14 protein-coding genes and 1 tRNA gene are annotated in these 18,198 nt (G+C 35.0%); 8 read left to right on the top strand and 7 right to left on the bottom strand.

Annotated elements, in window-relative coordinates; genetic code table 11:
- Window positions 1-8: 8 nt before the first annotated feature.
- The 4 genes from QOX03_RS06390 to QOX03_RS06405 form a co-directional block, all read right to left on the bottom strand.
- The gene (locus QOX03_RS06390) at window positions 9-2,711 is read right to left on the bottom strand and encodes a heavy metal translocating P-type ATPase (protein ID WP_283670488.1); all 2,703 of its coding nucleotides are present in this window, start codon (window positions 2,709-2,711) and stop codon (window positions 9-11) included.
- A gap of 437 nt (window positions 2,712-3,148) precedes the next feature.
- Entirely contained in the window at window positions 3,149-3,430 is a 282-nt protein-coding gene (locus QOX03_RS06395; protein ID WP_119058322.1) for an HU family DNA-binding protein, read from the bottom strand.
- 129 nt (window positions 3,431-3,559) lie between these two features.
- Window positions 3,560-4,510 (bottom strand): methionyl-tRNA formyltransferase, encoded by a 951-nt coding sequence (fmt, locus tag QOX03_RS06400; RefSeq protein ID WP_283670489.1) that lies wholly within the window; start codon window positions 4,508-4,510, stop codon window positions 3,560-3,562.
- Window positions 4,507-6,354 (bottom strand): RecQ family ATP-dependent DNA helicase, encoded by a 1,848-nt coding sequence (locus QOX03_RS06405; RefSeq protein ID WP_283670490.1) that lies wholly within the window; start codon window positions 6,352-6,354, stop codon window positions 4,507-4,509. The genes fmt and QOX03_RS06405 overlap by 4 nt, the downstream gene beginning before the upstream one ends.
- 232 nt (window positions 6,355-6,586) lie before the next feature.
- Here QOX03_RS06405 and mnmE point away from each other — a divergent pair, with 232 nt between their 5' ends.
- From mnmE to QOX03_RS06435, 7 genes are all read left to right on the top strand, one after another.
- Window positions 6,587-7,975: a tRNA uridine-5-carboxymethylaminomethyl(34) synthesis GTPase MnmE gene (gene mnmE, locus QOX03_RS06410; protein WP_283670491.1), complete on the top strand. Its 1,389-nt coding sequence runs from the start codon at window positions 6,587-6,589 to the stop codon at window positions 7,973-7,975.
- A gap of 795 nt (window positions 7,976-8,770) precedes the next feature.
- Window positions 8,771-9,139 carry a CPBP family intramembrane glutamic endopeptidase gene (locus tag QOX03_RS09510; protein WP_165846444.1) on the top strand — a complete coding sequence of 123 codons (369 nt, stop codon included), beginning with the start codon at window positions 8,771-8,773 and terminating at the stop codon, window positions 9,137-9,139.
- The gene (locus QOX03_RS06415; RefSeq protein WP_119059621.1) at window positions 9,111-9,326 is read left to right on the top strand and encodes a DUF2007 domain-containing protein; all 216 of its coding nucleotides are present in this window, start codon (window positions 9,111-9,113) and stop codon (window positions 9,324-9,326) included. The genes QOX03_RS09510 and QOX03_RS06415 overlap by 29 nt, the downstream gene beginning before the upstream one ends.
- Entirely contained in the window at window positions 9,323-9,580 is a 258-nt protein-coding gene (locus tag QOX03_RS06420) for a biotin/lipoyl-binding protein (protein ID WP_283670492.1), read from the top strand. Before QOX03_RS06415 ends, QOX03_RS06420 begins: the two co-directional genes overlap by 4 nt.
- A 45-nt stretch (window positions 9,581-9,625) precedes the next feature.
- A complete protein-coding gene (locus tag QOX03_RS06425) occupies window positions 9,626-10,402 on the top strand; it encodes a beta-barrel domain-containing protein (protein WP_283670493.1) in 777 nt (258 codons plus the stop codon).
- A 6-nt stretch (window positions 10,403-10,408) separates the two neighbouring features.
- Window positions 10,409-12,568 carry a peptidase domain-containing ABC transporter gene (locus tag QOX03_RS06430; protein WP_283670494.1) on the top strand — a complete coding sequence of 720 codons (2,160 nt, stop codon included), beginning with the start codon at window positions 10,409-10,411 and terminating at the stop codon, window positions 12,566-12,568.
- Window positions 12,569-12,584: 16 nt separating this feature from the next.
- Entirely contained in the window at window positions 12,585-13,949 is a 1,365-nt protein-coding gene (locus tag QOX03_RS06435) for a TolC family protein (protein WP_283670495.1), read from the top strand.
- Window positions 13,950-14,602: 653 nt separating this feature from the next.
- Here QOX03_RS06435 and QOX03_RS06440 read toward each other — a convergent pair.
- Window positions 14,603-14,673: transfer RNA gene (locus QOX03_RS06440), tRNA-Gln, on the bottom strand.
- Between the two features lie 130 nt (window positions 14,674-14,803).
- Between QOX03_RS06440 and QOX03_RS06445 the strand changes: the two genes are divergently transcribed.
- Window positions 14,804-15,613 (top strand): ZIP family metal transporter, encoded by an 810-nt coding sequence (locus tag QOX03_RS06445; protein WP_119058299.1) that lies wholly within the window; start codon window positions 14,804-14,806, stop codon window positions 15,611-15,613.
- Between the two features lie 73 nt (window positions 15,614-15,686).
- Here QOX03_RS06445 and guaA read toward each other — a convergent pair whose 3' ends face one another.
- Window positions 15,687-17,219 carry a glutamine-hydrolyzing GMP synthase gene (gene guaA, locus QOX03_RS06450; RefSeq protein WP_283671748.1) on the bottom strand — a complete coding sequence of 511 codons (1,533 nt, stop codon included), beginning with the start codon at window positions 17,217-17,219 and terminating at the stop codon, window positions 15,687-15,689.
- Complete coding sequence (gene ftsY, locus QOX03_RS06455) at window positions 17,209-18,186, bottom strand: signal recognition particle-docking protein FtsY (RefSeq protein ID WP_283670496.1); 978 nt, start codon at window positions 18,184-18,186, stop codon at window positions 17,209-17,211. Before ftsY ends, guaA begins: the two co-directional genes overlap by 11 nt.
- Between the last annotated feature and the right edge of the window lie 12 nt (window positions 18,187-18,198).

Here is an 18,198-nt window from a genome sequence, read left to right on the forward strand (position 1 = left end):
TTTTTCATTTATTTCAAATTTATGCGTTGTAACCTTAGCGCATTCAGGATAACACTTACCGAGCTAAAACTCATTGCCAAAGCAGCAATCATGGGTGATAAAAGCAACCCAAAGAATGGATATAATAGCCCTGCCGCTATTGGAACACCAACACTATTGTAAATCAGTGCAAAAAATAAATTCTGACGAATGTTGCGCATTACTTTTTCGCTTAAAACACGAGCCTTCACAATGCCGTTTAAATCGCCATCCACCAACGTCAAATCTGCACTTTCCATTGCGACAGCTGTCCCAGTGCCCATCGCTATTCCAATATCACTCTGTGCCAATGCTGGTGCATCATTAATCCCGTCACCAGCCATCGCTACTTTTTTACCTTCGTTTTGAAGTTTTTTCACTTCTTGCAATTTATCTTCGGGGGACTTCCCGCCACTATAGTTTTTCAGCCCAACTTCTTTTGCTACTGCCTTCGCGGTATGTTCATTATCGCCCGTCAGCATAATGACTGAAATACCTTGTGCTTGAAGCTTTTGAATAGCTGCTGCACTAGATGCTTTTATTGGATCAGAAATCACGACGGCTCCTACCACCTTTTCGCCCCAAGCTAAGTAAGAAGTTGTTTTCCCTTTTTTGGCTTCGGCATTTACTTTATCCGCAACGTCAGAAGGAATATTTAACTTGAAATCAGAGAGTAGTGCTTTGTTTCCCAACAGAACTTTTTGTTTTTCAAAAACACCTTTGACTCCTTTTCCTGAAACGGATTGAAAATCAGAAATTTCTAAAGGCTTTATTTTTTTTGAATCACCATAATCTAAAGTTGCTTGTGCCAACGGATGCTCGCTATTTTGGTTTAATCCGTTAACTAAACCAAGTAATTTATCTTCAGAAAAACCCGCTGCTAGTATGGCTTTTTCCATCCGAGGTTTACCTTCAGTTACGGTACCTGTTTTATCAATCACTAAGGTATCAATTTTATTCATTTCTTCTAGTGATGCGGCATTTTTCGCCAAGACGCCGTTTTGTGCTCCTTTACCTACCCCCACCATTACCGACATCGGCGTAGCCAAGCCCAAAGCACATGGGCAGGCGATAATCAAAACAGCAATGGCATTCACAAAAGCATAAGTCAAGCTGGGCTGCGGCCCCCAAATCCACCAAATAATGAAAGTTAAAGCCGCTACTCCCACGACTACAGGCACAAAATAACTCGAAATTTTATCTGCCAAACGCTGAATGGGCGCACGGCTGCGGCTTGCATTATTCACCATTTCGATGATTTGCGAGAGCATCGTTTCCGCTCCGACTTTCTCTGCCCGCATCAGGAAGCTGCCATTCCCGTTGATGGTTCCACTTTTCACGTTATCTCCCACTTTTTTATCTACAGGAATCGGTTCGCCCGTAATCATACTTTCATCCACACTTGATTCGCCTTCGGTTACCATGCCATCTACGGGAATTTTTGCTCCAGGTTTCACCTTTAGAATATCTTCTTTTTCAATTTTTTTAAGGCTTACTTTTTTTTCCACACCGTTTTCTACTAAAATTGCTTCGTGTGGCGTTAATTTCATTAATTCTTTGATGGCAGAATTGGTGCGAGAATGTGCTCGAGCTTCCATCACTTGCCCGACTAAAACTAAGGTTAAAATCATGGTAGCAGATTCAAAATACAGATGGATGTTCTCGTCTTGACCAAAAAATTCCTGAGGAAAAATTTGAGGGAAGAATAAAGCAATGACACTAAAAATCCATGCAGCGCCAGCACCAATCCCAATGAGGGTAAACATATTGAGATTCATGGTTTTTATGGAATTCCAAGCGCGCTGAAAAAATACCCATGTTGCGTAGAAAACTACAGGAATCGATAAAATAAACTGTGCATAATCCCAGTGTTTTTTCTCCATGATTTGGTACAACGGATTATTATTTAGCATATCAGACATGGCTATGAGAAAAATAGGAATCGTAAATGCAATTGCCCAAATCAGTTTTTTTACTAATTGGCGATAATTTTTCTGCTCTGCGTTCTCTTGTGGCTCCATCGGCACTAAATCCATTCCACATTTGGGGCAATCGCTAGGTTCATCACTGATGATTTCTGGGTGCATCGGGCAAGTGTATTGTACATCACTTGGCATCGATTTGACTTTTGGCACCAAATCCATTCCGCAGACAGGGCAATCACTGGGTTTGTCATAAACCTTCTCACCCTCACACATCATGGGACAATAATAAACATCATCCGTTGATTTTTTTGGGGTTGTTTTCTTCGAATTTTCTAATTCCGTGGCGAATTTCAATAGATGATAATGCGTGTCTTCTAAAGCAGAATTTAAATGGCTAAATAAAATATTTTTATCTGCCTCTACACAGACTTTCTTTTCCTTCAAATCCACGTTTACTGCTTTTACACCTTCTACCGAAGATAGATGTTTTTTCACCGTGTTTTCACATCCTGTGCAAGTCATTCCTTCTACATAATACGTATGGGTAAATGCTTCTTCTGGCGTTTGATGAATACTATAGTTGGTATTTTCTAAAGCCTTAGAAAATTCTTCAAAACTAATTTCATTTTCTGCTAAAATTTCTGCTTGAGCTGTGCTTAAATCTATTCTAACTTTTTGCACACCTGGCACGGCTTCCAGCTTCTGCTGAACGCTATTGGCGCAGCCTCTGCAAGTCATTCCTTTGATATAATATGTTTTTTGTTTCATTTTTTTTATTTAAGTCTTAGAAAATTAAAGCTTTAAAAAAAATTCAAGCCTCATTTTTTTTCGATTTTATTTTTCCAATTTTATTCTCAGCAAAATTTAAGCCTTAAAAAATATTTTAAAAAGAAAAAACTAGGGCAGATTACTTTGGGTTTGGGTTCGGGCTTAAAATTTTTTATTCATGTTTGGTGCAACGAACTGAATTTTGAATTTGAGATTCATTATATATTATATCTACATTATTTGGATTAACTACTAATCTAAGATTTCTTTCTAGTACCTAGCTAACTTAGGCAATAAACCGCTAAACTCATCTTTGGTAAGCCAAGCATTTTTCATTGAATCTTTTATTCTTAAGCTTTCTTTAGTCTCATTTTCTGAGCATAAAAAACTGCCCATCGCAAGACAGGCAGTTTCAATTAAATTTTAATCGTAAGTTATTATTTCCCTTCGTTTACAGCGTCTGCCAATTGAGCACCAGGTTTAAACTTAGCTACAGTTTTAGCAGCAATTTTGATTTTTTTCTTAGTTTGTGGGTTAACACCTTCTCTTGCGCTTCTTTCTGAAGTTGAGAATGTCCCAAAACCAACCAAAGCTACTTTATCTTTTTTTGCTAAAGCCTTGGTTACGTTGTTTGTGAAAGAATCTAAAGCTTCTTTTGCCTGTGCTTTTGTGATTCCAGCATCAGCTGCCATTGCGTCTACTAATTCAGATTTGTTCATAGTAAAATAATTTTTAGTTAAAAATTTTGTTTAACAAATATAGCGTTTCTCTTTGTCTACGCAAGTGTAAAGCCACATAGAGAAAGGAAAAAACTATTAATTAACATAAATTTAAGATTTCACATTCATTTAATCAACTCTCCAAGTGGTTAAATCGCCAAATCCATTGATGAAATCTTGAGCTTTTAATTGTTTTTTCCCTTCCATTTGAAGTTCTTCTACCCAAATAATTCCATTGCGATGCCCTACCCCTAGCTTAGCATTTTCTATAAACAAATCGCCAATTTTATGCGAATGAGGGGTATGCTGAATTTGAACTTTTATAATTTTCACATACTTTTTCTCGTTCTCGTTTTTGAAATAAGTCCAAGCAGTTGGGTAGGGATTTAGACCTCTCACAAAATTAAATATGCTTTCTAAACTATCTTGCCACTGAATTTTTGTATTTTCTTTAAAGAGTTTTGGTGCATCTTTATTGAGTTTTGGTTTAGATTGCTGTGCTGGGTTCACGCCATCTTTGCTCATCAATTGTAAAGTTTCTACAGTCGTTTCTGCACCAAGCTCCATTAATTTATCGTGTAGCTCTCCGGCCGTTTCATCTGGTGAAATAGCACATTTTTTCTGTAAAATTATTTGCCCTGTATCGATGTTTTCATCAATGAAAAAAGTCGTAACGCCTGTGGTCTTCTCTCCATTGATGATTGCCCAATTAATCGGAGCGGCACCACGGTAATCAGGTAATAATGAGGCATGAAGATTAAATGTACCCTTTTTGGGCATTTGCCAAACTGCACGCGGAAGTTTACGAAAAGCTACCACTACAAAAACATCTGCTTGAAATTCTTCTAAAGCCTTTAAAAATTCCTTAGACTTTAATTTTTCTGGCTGCAGCAAAGCTAAATTATGAGCTTTGGCAAATTTTGCTACAGCTGGCGTATGAATTTTCCTGCCGCGCCCCGCTGACTTATCAGGCGCACTAACTACGGCTGAAACTTGAAATTTTTGCTCTAAAATGGCTTGCAAAATATGAACAGCAAAATCTGGCGTGCCAAAGAAAACTATTTTTAAAGATTTATTCATTTGCTATAAAAATTGGGTGGTGTAAATTTAATTTTTTCTTCATCAATTAATTTTTGAAGGCTCTGAAAAATTATATTTCTATCAAAATTTTTAAAGCCTTCTAAAATTTCTATTTCAGTCCTCACCGCTGAGGTCACAAATTTATATAAATCTTGTATTTCTAATTCTTGAGAGGATAAATTTGGCTTGCAAACGCTGCAAATACCACATCTTCTTTTACTTTTCTCATCAAAATAGCGAAGCAATAATTGACTTTTACAAACTGATTCGTTTTCAATAAAAAAGAATATATCATTCAAGCGTTTCCATTTCAGCAGCTGCTGTTCTCTAAATTCTTTCCACCAGAAAACCACTGCTGCATTGTCATCCCTTGGCTGCAAGAATTCGATTTTTACTACGGTGGCATCTCGGTAATAAATCAAACTTCTTTCGTTTAACTCATTCAAATATTCTTTCAATAAAGATTTACTGATTTTCAATCGATTAGAAACCCTGTATTCATCAATCGGCTGAGGTTTATCAAAGATTCCGCCAAAATTCCGAGCTAAGTAATCTAGCACATGATATTTGGGCTGATGAATATTGGGCAAATCGGTATTTCTTACCAAAATCTTAACTAAACTTTGCCGCTGATTTTTATGAATTTTTATGATTTCTTTTTTTTCTAGAAATTGAAGAATCAAGCGTACTTTTTGCTTATGGAAATGGTAAACTTCTCTAAATTTTTTCTCAGAAAATCCTTTTTGCCCTTCAGCTAATTCATTATTAGCAATTTGGAAATAGCCATACAATTTCAGCACAATCGTAAGGAACTCATTCTTATCAGGATTTGAAGCTTTAAAAGATTGAAGACTATTTTTTTTATCCCTTTCATTATAAAAGAGGATTCCTGCAGCAAATTTACCATCTCTCCCCGCTCGCCCCACTTCTTGGAAGTAAGATTCAATCGTATTGGGCGTATGCATGTGGTAAACTCGGCGCACATTTGGCTTGTCTATTCCCATACCAAAGGCATTGGTACTTACCAAAATTTTTTGGTCACTGTGGATAAAGGTTTTTTGTTTTTCATTTTTTTCTTCGGGAGAAAGACGTGCATGGAAAAAATCAGCATCAAAAGATTTCTCATTTAAAATCTTAGCCCATTCATAAGTTTCCTCTCGTGTTTTTGCAAAAACGATAGAAGATTCATTCTTTTGCCTTAGAAAATAGAGTAAATCATTTATTTTATCATCAGTCTTGTAAATACGATAAGCTAAATTTTCTCTTTCCAATGATTTCCTGAAAATACGGCAATCGCTCAACTGAAGCTCTTTGATGATATCTTCTATTGTCTTCTGAGTAGCCGTTGCCGTCAGTGCTAAAATTGGCGTTGAAGGAGAAAATTCTTTTAATTTTTTAAGCCTTAAATAACTGGGGCGGAAATCATGCCCCCACTCAGAAATGCAATGCGCTTCATCCACCGCAAAATAACGGAGATTTAAATCAGCCAAGCGTTCTATGAAATGCTCACTTTCTATGCGCTCGGGAGAAACATAGAGCAATTTAACCTTGCCAAAACGGCAATTGTTTAAAATCCTTTCTTGGTCAGGCAAAGGAATTTCTGAAGAAAGCAATTCCGCTTTAATTCCTCGTTTCTTCAATTGCTGAATCTGATCTTTCATCAGTGCAATCAGTGGAGAAATAACCACGCAGATGCCTTTTTGCATCAAAATTGGAATTTGAAAACACAAGGATTTCCCTCCGCCAGTGGGCAACAATGCGAAGCAATCTTTCCCTGAATAAATGGTTTCTATAATTTCTGCTTGGGGCGAACGAAATTCATCATGTCCCCAGTATTTTTTCAAAATTTCTTTGGCAGAAAAATGCATTCAGCAAAAGTAAATAATTTTTTCTTTTGAGAGATTATTAAAATGTTTTTTTAATCTTAATTCGCTATTTATAAATCACTTAAGAGAATCAAGTAAGTGTTCTCAAAACAAAAAGTGTTCTGTTCTTTTTTTCATAAATTTCAAAAAATTTTTTAAGGCTTAAAAAATTCTTGTAAAATAAGGTTACAATAAATTTTAACTTTGCAAAATGTATCTAAAAGAAACCATCATTGCCCCTGCTACAGGAAATCAAGCGTCTGCAATTGCTGTTCTACGAATTTCTGGCGATAAGGCTATAGAAATGACCGAGAAAATTTTTGAGTCTAGATTTAATAAAAAACTTAAAAATCAAGTTTCTCATACGCTGCATTTTGGTGATATAAAAGATAATGCAACGTGGGTAGATGAAGTTTTGGTAGCGATTTTTGAAGAAGGAAAATCTTTTACTGGCGAAGAAACTGTTGAAATATCTTGCCACGGTTCGCTTTATATTCAGAATAAAATTATTGATTTATTTTTAAAAAACGGTGTACGCCTAGCTCTGCCAGGGGAATTTACAATGCGTGCCTTCCAAAATGGAAGATTTGATTTAACGCAGGCAGAGGCAATTGCAGATTTGATTGCATCGGACTCCAAAGCTTCTCATCAAGTGGCAATGCACCAAATGCGCGGCGGAATTTCTACCAAATTAGGCGAATTAAGAAAAGAATTAATCAAATTGACGGCTTTGCTGGAATTAGAGTTGGACTTTTCTGAAGATGATGTGGAATTTGCCGACAGAAGTCAACTAACTGATTTACTGAAATATATTCTAAAGGAAATTCAAGTTTTAATGGAAACTTTTGCTTATGGAAATGCCATCAAAAAAGGGGTTCCTGTAGCGATTATAGGGAAGCCAAATGCTGGGAAATCAACTCTGCTAAACCAATTACTGAACGAGGAAAGAGCCATTGTGAGCGATATTGCTGGGACTACACGCGACACGATAGAGGAAGCGATTCAAATCAATGGTATTAATTTCAGGTTTATAGATACGGCTGGAATTCGAGAAACTGAAGATGAAATTGAAAAAATTGGCGTACAACGTGCTATTGAAAAGGCTCAGTCTGCCAAGATTTTACTTTATCTTTTCAATACTTTAGAAAACACTGAAGATGAAATTGATATGCACCTTTCTGCATTGGTGAGAGAAGATTTGCACGTGATTTTAGTGCATAATAAAATTGATTTAAATGCTGAAAATCAAGTTATTCTTGACCAAAAATTAGAAGAAAAACATCAATTCCCTTTGTTGAAAATTTCTGCAAAGAATGGGATTTTCATAGAAGATTTGAAACGAATGATGTTTGACTTGATTCAGAGGCAAGATTCAGATAATCAAATAATTATCACAAATCAAAGACATTTAGATGCTTTACAAAAAGCTCATGCAGCACTTACTGAGGCTCAAAATGCTTTTATAATGCAAATTCCATCTGATTTGATTGCTCAAAATTTGAGAGAAGGCATCAAACAAATCGGTAATATAACTGGCGAAATTGATGTAGATAGGGATATTCTGGGTACGATTTTTAGTGAGTTTTGCATCGGGAAGTAGTTGCTCTTCTTTTATTTGTTAATTACCTATAAATGTTATATTTAAGAGCAACTGTGTTGCTCTTTTTTTCTTAAGACCCATACCTGAATTATTGTTTAAACCTAAAACAGGATGGTATGAAAAAGTATAGGTTAATCGTCCCTTTATTTTCATAGTTGAATATAATAATTATAAACAGAGATATGAAAACTTATGCAATATAGAATATGTAAAATATTATTATCATTTCTGTTCCCACAAAAAATAAATGTGCACAAATATTTTTTTGTAAGTGTAACAATAATAATTTTACAAAATTAAAAACAATGAATTTAGAAACATTAAATTTAGTACCATTAAATGCTGTTCTTACAGTTGCTAGCTGGTTTTAAGCATATAGGGAACTAATTATATGTTCCCTATTTTTATACTAAAATAATTAATTATTACTATATGATAAAAAAATTTCCTCGCAACTTATCTGAACTCTTTGTTCTTATACTTTTATTTTGGTCTCTTTATTTTATATCTATAAAACTTGGAGATTTTTTTTTTACAAATGACAATATCTATAAAAAATTTGCTTTTGAGTATATTTTTTCTTTTGGAATAATAATTATTATCACTATATTTTATAATTTTAAACGATATAATTACATTCCAAAATTCACTATAGTTAAAAACATTCATTTAATTTATCTAATTCTTATATTAATATTTTTAATAACGGCTATCCTATACCCTCTAAATAGTTTTTTTTTCAAAAATTATGTGATTAACTATAATCCTTATTCTCTTAATTCATATGGTATACTTATGCCTTTATTATTAGCACCTATTCTAGAGGAGTTTCTATTTAGAGGTATTATACAAAAAGGTCTTGAAACAAAATATTCTAAAGTATTTTCTATTGCTATATCTCTACTACTTTTTATCTTGATACATCAGTCCAACCAATATATTTCTGCTTTTATTATAGGTTTATTTCTCAGTATTATTTATTCTTGCTCAAACAATCTATTTTACCCTGTTATTCTACATATTATAGCAAATAACATTACCTTTTTTCACGAATTTTTAATATACAAAAATATTCACTTGTCACTTCCTATATCTTTCATATGTTTACTGTTATTAATAATTATTTTAAAAAAGAATGGAACTAATTACTTTAAAAACTTTTAATAATGAGTTAGATGCTTACTTATTCTCTCAATTTTTATCAAATCATAATATACAATCATATATGTTCAACCAATTTATATCAACAATATATCCTATTTTTAATAATACTGTTGGTGGAATTGAAGTCAAAATCAATATAAAAGATATTGAAAAAGCCAATGTTGTCATAGAATTATATAAACAATGAAAAGTATAGTTTACTCAACTATCCTGATATTTATCATAGGAGTAATAATATCATTACCTATAATCAAAATCCCCATTTCCACATCTGCTCGTGGTATAGTTCGTGCCTCGCAAGAGAATATTCCTATTTCTACAATGGTTAGTGGTAGAGTTATTCAAAATCATTTAGAAAAAAACAATCAAAATATTAGCAAAGGGGACACTTTGTTCATTATTACTGCCGAGCAATTAGATACACAGAAACAATTTCAGTAGAACCAAAGGGCAGATTATAATGCTCAACTTTCAGACCTTACTAAATTGTCTGCTGGGAATTTTACAGGCTTACAAACAGGACAATACCAAAGGGAAGTAGGAGCAATGCAAGAGCGTATTGCTCAAATCCAAACCGAACTTTCTTTGGCTAAAAAAGATTTAGACCGAGCGACTTTATTGCTTAATCAAGGCGTAACTCCTCGTGCAGAATATGATAAAGTTTTTTACCATTATCAAGGACTTCAAAGACAATTTTCTACGATTATAGAACAAAATATTGCTCAATGGCAGACTCAAAAACGAGAAGTAGAACGACAACTGCGAACGCTTGGGACTGAAATACAAAGGCTTGACCAAGAACAAAAAAACTATGTGATTATTGCTCAATCTTCTGGGCGATTGGTTAATTTCAGAGGTATACAAAAAGGAAGTTTTTTATCACAAGGACAGACATTAGGAGAAATCTCCCCAGAGCAGAACTTAACCATAGAATGCTCGGTGTCTCCCAAAGATATTGGTTTTATTCATAAAGGACAAAAGGTTAAATTTCAAGTAGATACTTTCAACTATAATCAATGGGGACTTTTAGAAGGAGAAGTGTTGGACATTGACCAAAATATTACAACCAATCAACAAACAGGAGAGGCTTTTTTCCGAGTTCGTTGTGTAATGGACAAAAATTATCTTCAACTCAAAAACGGCTACAAAGGGAATATTTCCAAAGGAATGACTCTTACAGGGCGTTTTCACTTAACCGATAGAACGCTTTGGCAACTTCTCTTTGACAGAGTAGATGATTGGTTCAATCCTAATTTCAAGTAAAAATCAATGAAAAAAGATACACTTATTAAGCAACACGATATTAAAGATTGTGGTGCAGCGTGTTTGGCTTCGGTGGGGGCTTTTTACGGCAATAAAATGCCCATTGCTAAAATTCGGCAAATCTGCCATACCGATACACGAGGAACAAATGTACTGGGAATGATACAGGGTTTGGAGGCAATGGACTTCAATGCCAAAGGGGTAAAAGGAGGGTTGGATGCTTTGCCTGATATTCCACTTCCTGCCATTGCTCATATCCTGGTAAATGGGCAATTACATCATTTTGTAGTGATTTACAAAGTGGAGAAAAACAAAATTTCCGTAATGGACCCTGCATACGGCAAAATGGAGGAATACACTTTTGAAAAGTTTGCCGAAATTTGGACAGGCGTTTTAATTCTTCTTGAACCTAACGAATACTTTGAGCAGAAAGATGAGAGAACCAGCGTGTATGCTCGGTTTTGGAACTTGGTTCAACCTCATAAAAGCATTTTGCTTCAAGCCTTAATTGGAGCATTGGTTTATACTATTTTAGGACTTTCTACTTCTATTTATATTGAAAAAATAACTGATTATGTTTTGATTGATGGCAACCGAAGATTGCTCAATTTGCTTTCAGTGGGAATGATTGTCATTCTTATTTTTCAGATTTTCATTTCTGCAATGAAATCCGTTTTGGTGCTTCAAACAGGGCAAAAAATGGATAAATATCTTATTTTAGGCTATTACAAGCATCTTCTAAAACTTCCCCAACGATTTTTTGACACAATGAAAGTGGGCGAAATCACTTCTCGTATCAACGATGCCGTGAAAATTCGTGCCTTTATCAATGATGTTTCTATCAATATTTTTGTCAATATTTTCATTGTCATTTTTTCCTTTGCCTTGATGTTTTCCTATTATTGGAAATTGGCGTTGATTGTGGCACTTGTCATTCCGTTTTATTTGGCTATTTATTGGGTAACCAATAAATTAAATAAAAAAGTAGAAAGAAAACTAATGGAAGAAAGTGCCGATTTAGAATCTCACTTGGTGGAATCTCTTAATTCCGTGAGAACCATCAAGCAATTCGGGATAGAAACTTTTGCCAACAATAAAACGGACAATACATTTACAAAACTGCTGAAAACCATTTACAAATCGGTATTAAATAGTCTTTTTGCTGGAAATTCATCAGAATTTTTATCACGGATTTTTACCATTGTTTTGCTTTGGGCAGGGGCAGGATATGTGATTGATAGAGAAATCACCCCAGGAGAGTTGTTGTCATTTTATGCTTTGATTGGCTATTTTACAAGCCCTATTTCTGAATTGATCGGAATGAATAAAACCATTCAAAACGCTTTAATTGCTTCGGATAGGCTTTTTGAAATTATGGATTTGGAAAGAGAAGAAACTACTGAAAAATTGGATTTAACCCCTGAAAATATCGGCAATATTCAATTCAAAAATGTAAGTTTTAGTTATGGCAGTAGGGTAGATGTTTTTGAAGATTTTTCTTGCGAAATAGAGAAAGGAAAAACCACAGCAATCGTGGGGGAAAGCGGTAGTGGAAAAACGACTTTGGCTTCGCTTTTGCAAAATTTATATCCGCTCAAAGGTGGGAAAATCCTCATAGGCGACTATGATGTGCAGTATATTTCCAACTATTCCCTGCGGAATATGGTTTCGGTTGTTCCCCAGCAGATAGACCTTTTTTCGGGTAATGTAATTGAAAATATTGCATTGGGCGAAGATGTGCCGAATATCCAGCGAATTATAGACATTACCAAAGCATTAGGAATTTTGGAATTTATTGAAAAATTGCCTAATGGCTTCCAAACCTATTTGGGAGAAAATGGTTCTCAACTTTCTGGCGGACAAAAACAACGCATTGCCATTGCAAGAGCATTGTATAAAAATCCCGAAATTTTAATTTTAGATGAAGCCACATCTTCATTGGATACGGCTTCCGAGCAGACCATTCAAAAAACGCTCAACGAATTTAAGGCACAGGGCAAAACGATGATTGTCATCGCCCACCGATTAAGCACCATTGCTCACGCCGACAATATTTTAGTAATGAAAGAGGGCAAAGTGATAGAGCAAGGCACACACCGAGAACTTTTAGCCCAAAATAGCGTGTATAAAGCAATGTGGGAGAAGCAGAGTATAGCGTTGGGGTAATTTTAATAAAAAAGCAATGAAAAAATATATTGTTTTCGGTATTTTATGTTTTCCTTTTATTTGTTTTTCTCAAAAGAAATGGACACTCCAAGAAGCCATTGACTATGCCACGAAAAATAATTTGCAGGTTATTGATAAAGAGATTTCACTCAAAATAGAGGAAAATAATTTACAAATAACAAAAAACGAACAATTGCCTTCCGTTGCTGGAAATATGAGCAACCAATTACGATTTGGGCAGACGCAAGGTTTTCAAGGAGGAATTGGGCGAAATGACAATTTCAACAATGACCTTAATGTATCTGCCAATATCTTGCTTTACAATGGTGGAAGACTGAAAAAACAAGCCCTTAAAAAAGGCTACGATGTAGAAGTAGCCCAGCATAATGTAGCACTTTTGAAAGAAAATATTGCTTTGCAAATCATTCAGCAATATTTATCGGTTCTTTTGCAAAAAGAAATTGTAAAAATTTATGAAAGTTCGGTGGAAAATGCCCAAAAAGGCTATCAAAGAGCCAAAATTACCACCGAAATAGGGACAACCGCCCAAACAACTTTGGCAGAAGCCCAATCGGCTCTTGCCAAAGAAAATCAAAATCTCAATCAGTCCAAAATAGAAGTTCAAAAAGCTTTATTCACGCTTTCACAAACTTTACAACTTAATGATTATCATAGTTTTGATATAGAGGATTGGGAGTTAAGTGAGGAACTTCCTACTAATCTTCATTCATTAGAAAATGTATTGACACAAATACAAGAAAAACATCCGTTAATTTTGTTGGCACAGAGTCAAATTAAATCGGCAGAAGCCCAAACCGAAGTGGTAAAAACCGCATTTTTACCGAGTGTTAGTTTGAGTGCTGGGCTGGGAAGTTTTTATTATAATTCATTGGTCACGGATATTACAGGGGTGGATAATTTGGGAAATATCATCAGAGAAAAAGCCTTGTTTGACCAATATAAAACAAATTTTTATCAACAAATAGGAATTTCTGTAAATATTCCTATTTTCAATAAAGGGAATACCAAATTGCAGGTAGAACAAGCCAAAATAAGCGAAGTAATGGCTAAAAATCAATTAAAAATACAGGAACAACAATTATTGCAACAAATCCAAAAAGTGTTTTTTGATATGGAAAGCCATTATCAGACTTATCTTTCCGCCCAAGAAACCGAAAAAAGCACTCAATTAGCGTTGGGTTTTGCTCAAAAAAGTTATGAGGCAGGAAGAACAAGTATCTATGATTTACATATCGCAAGGAATAATTATGTAAGTGCAAAAAGTTCAACCATACAAGCCAAGTATAATTATATTTTTAGTCAAAAAATTTTAGATTTTTATACAAAATCAAAAAGAGGGAGAAAATCTCCCTCTTTTTAACACAAATAAAAACACTTTACAAGATGTTCTATCATAAGCGAAATAGGTATTTAATTGGGTATTAAAATATAAATCTCCTTTCTTTGCAGTGTTAGGTTCTGTATCCACAAACTTCATTGTAATATAAGTTTCCCATTTATTTCTATTATAGTAAATTAATTTTCCGTTTGGGTCTGAATCGTGAAGCCCTTTACTTGCATTCGGAATATTAGTAGAATTAAGTTCTTGGGCATTATGCTTAAATGCCCTGCTTTTGTATCGTTAAAATCTTTGCGAAGATAAGGATGTTTTTCTCAATATTTAAATTTTTTCAACAAGCATTTTTGTTTTAAGATAAAAATAGAGGTTAGTGTCTCCTTACTATGCCTCTTTTGCATATGTGAAATGTGTTTTTTTTGTATCCCCCTTTTAATAGTTGGTTTTTATTTTAAAACTCATCGGGTAGAAAATTAGGATTTTACTTTTGTAATTAATTATTTAAGAAAGGATTCTTTAGAAAATGAATATTTTTTCTATTTTCACAAAGAATGATTCATTATCTTTTAAAGAAATTTAATGTAAATAGAATTTAGAATTACCGTGACCAAAGCCCTAAATTTACCAAAAATAAAAAAGCAACTACTTGATTTATAAGTAGTTGCTAAAATTCAGTGTAGACCCACAGGGATTCGAACCCCGACAAGCGGCACCAAAAACCGATGTGCTACCGTTACACCATGGGTCTATTTTTGGTTTAATTGGACGGCAAATATAGATATTATTTTTTTAATTCCAAAATTTAAGTCTAAAAAAATTATATTTTATAGTCTTGATAAAATTTCACTAATTTTACACGCTTTTTTAAAACTTATTTCATGGAAAAATTGTTAGATTATAATCCTGTTTTTCTAGCTTTTCTAGCAACGCTATTCACTTGGTTTGTTACAGCCTTAGGTGCTGCTATGGTTTTTTTCTTTAGAGAAATAAATCAAAAATTTTTAAACTGCATGTTAGGTTTTGCCGCTGGAGTTATGATTGCAGCCAGCTTTTGGTCTTTGCTAAATCCTGCAATTGAAATGGCTGAAGCTAGTGGTGATATTCCCTATATTCCTGCTGTGGTTGGTTTTTTAGCGGGTGGAGGTTTTTTACTATTAATTGATAAAATTTTACCTCACTTGCACATGAGCCGAGGCAAAGAAGATGCAGAGGGTTTATCTACCAATTGGCGGCGAAGCATTCTTTTAGTTTTAGCCATTACGCTACACAACATCCCTGAAGGATTAGCTGTGGGCGTAGCTTTTGGCGTTTTAGCTGAAGAGCCAAGCATTGGTGCATTAATGGGGGCTACCGCACTAGCTGTGGGGATTGGTTTACAAAACTTCCCAGAGGGGGCTGCCGTTTCAGTTCCTTTGAGAAGAGAAGGCTTCTCTCGCTTAAAAGCCTTTCATTATGGTCAAATTTCTGGCGTTGTAGAACCTGTTTTTGGTGTTTTAGGGGCCTTGCTGGTTTTATGGGTCACTCCTATTTTACCCTACGCTTTGTCATTCGCAGCAGGTGCCATGATTTTTGTAACCATAGAAGAATTGATTCCCGAATCTCAACGCGGAAACGAGACGGACTACTCTACCATTGGTGCCATGTTTGGTTTTGCTATTATGATGTTACTCGATGTAGCTTTAGGCTAATTTTTCTAAGCCTTAAAAAATTTTCTAAGGCTTAAAAAAATTAGTTTATCATGAAAAAAGTTAAATTTTCTTTTTATTCCCACTCAATTGTTGCGGGCGGTTTTGAAGAAATATCATAAGCTACACGATTGATTCCTTTTACCTCATTGATTATTCGGCTAGAAACATTTTCTAATAACTCATAAGGAAGTTTAGACCAAGTTGCTGACATGAAGTCTACAGTATCAGCACTTCTCACCACGGCAGTGTATTCGTAAGTTCGCTCATCCCCCATGACTCCCACTGACTTCACTGGTAAAAGAACAACAAAAGCTTGATTTACCTTATCATACCAATCTGCGTTTCGCAATTCTTCTATAAAAATATGGTCAGCTTTTTGCAATATCTTGACTTTATCTGGTGTTACTTCACCCAAAATCCTGATTCCCAATCCTGGGCCAGGGAATGGATGCCGATAAACTAGTTCATGCGGGATTCCTAGTTCCAAGCCTACTTTTCGCACCTCATCTTTAAATAATTCTCGCAACGGTTCTAGCAGTTTCAAATTCATTTCCTTAGGCAGACCGCCTACGTTGTGATGTGATTTAATGACAGCCGAAGGGCCTTTAATCGACTGAGATTCTATCACATCTGGGTAAATGGTTCCTTGCGCTAAAAAAGCTGCGCCTTCGATTTTAGATGATTCTTCATCAAATACAGCTATAAACTCGTGTCCAATAATTTTTCTTTTTTCTTCTGGATCTGAAATGCCTTCTAATTTCTTAAAAAATCTTTCTTTGGCATCAATTTTTATGATATTAATATCAAAATATTCACCATAGCTTTGCATCACCATTTCAGCTTCTTTCCACCTCAGCAAGCCAGTGTCTACAAAAATGCATGTGAGCTGATCTCCAATTGCACGGTGAATTAAAACAGCTGCTACAGAGGAGTCTACACCGCCCGATAAGCCTAAAATTACTTTTTTATCACCTACTTTATCTCGGATTTTTTGAATTTCTTCATCAAGAAAATTAGTTAACTTCCAATTTTTTGAAGCTTCGCAAACTTTAAAAACGAAATTTTCTAAAATCTTACTTCCTTCTTCACTATGAGAAACTTCTGGGTGAAATTGCAGGGCATAGATTTTTTTCTCTTCATCAAAAAATGAAGCGATTTCGGCTGAACTTTTCCCACCAATCTCAAAACCATAAGGCACCTGCACAACTTCATCAAAATGGCTCATCCATACGATAGATTCCTCACTTATATTTTCAAAAATTTTACAAGGCTTTAAAATTTTGAATTTAGATTTCCCGTATTCTCCTTTGACTCCTTTTTCTACTTTCCCACCCAAAAGATGAGCCGTCAGCTGCATTCCATAGCAAATCCCCAAAATGGGAATGTTTAAATTAAAAATATCTGGGTCTATACTAATTGCGTTTTCTGCAAAAACGGAAGAAGGCCCCCCACTCAAGATAATGCCTATTGGTTGATAGGATTTTAGCTCATCTATGCTAATGTTGCAAGGGACAACTTCTGTGTAAACGCCCATATCTCTGACTCGGCGAGCAATGAGCTGATTGTACTGCGAACCAAAATCTAACACAAGAATACTATTTTTCATCTTCATTTTTTTTAAAAAAACTATCTACAAACTCTGCTTTATTAAACACTTGCAAATCTTCTACTTTTTCTCCTACGCCTATGTATTTGACGGGGATATTAAATTGATCTGAAATTCCAATGACTACCCCCCCCTTCGCTGTTCCATCTAATTTTGTAATAGCTAGTGAGTCTACTTCTGTTGCTTGTGTAAATTGTTTTGCTTGCTCAAAGGCATTCTGCCCAGTGGAGCCATCTAAAACCAAAAGAACCTCGTGAGGCGCATCTGGAATAACTTTTTGCATAACTCTTTTAATTTTAGAAAGTTCATTCATCAAATTAATTTTATTGTGCAATCGCCCTGCGGTGTCTAACAAAACAACATTTGCCCCTTGTGCTTTGGCTGATTGTACTGTGTCAAATGCTACTGATGCTGGGTCTGATCCCATGGCTTGTTTAATGATCGGGACCTCTACTCTATCTGCCCAGATTTGTATTTGATCTACTGCCGCTGCACGGAAAGTGTCCCCTGCGCCTATCACAACTTTTTTTCCTAAATTTTTAAATTGATTGGCTAGTTTACCAATCGTCGTTGTTTTCCCTACGCCATTCACGCCTACAACCATGATGACATGTGGGTTCCCATCAGGATGTGTTGGAAGATTTAAGTTTTCAAAATCTTCTGTTTTATTCTCTGAGAGGAGAGCCATGATTTCTTCTCTCAAAATTTTATCTAACTCTGCACTATTTACATATTTGTCTCGAGCCACTCTTTCTTCAATTCTTTCAATAATTTTGATGGTCGTATTTACTCCCACATCAGAAGTAATGAGAATCTCTTCTAAATTATCTAAAACTTCTTCATCAACCTTAGATTTTCCGACTACAGCACGGCTCATTTTATCAAAAAATGATGTTTTTGATTTCTCTAAGCCTTTATTTAATGTTTCTTTTTTTTCGGTGCTGAAAACTTTTTTAAACCAACTCATTTTATCTAAATT

Origin of the sequence: Candidatus Ornithobacterium hominis, assembly GCF_951229915.1 — a bacterium.
In the GTDB taxonomy this organism is placed as follows: domain Bacteria; phylum Bacteroidota; class Bacteroidia; order Flavobacteriales; family Weeksellaceae; genus Ornithobacterium; species Ornithobacterium hominis.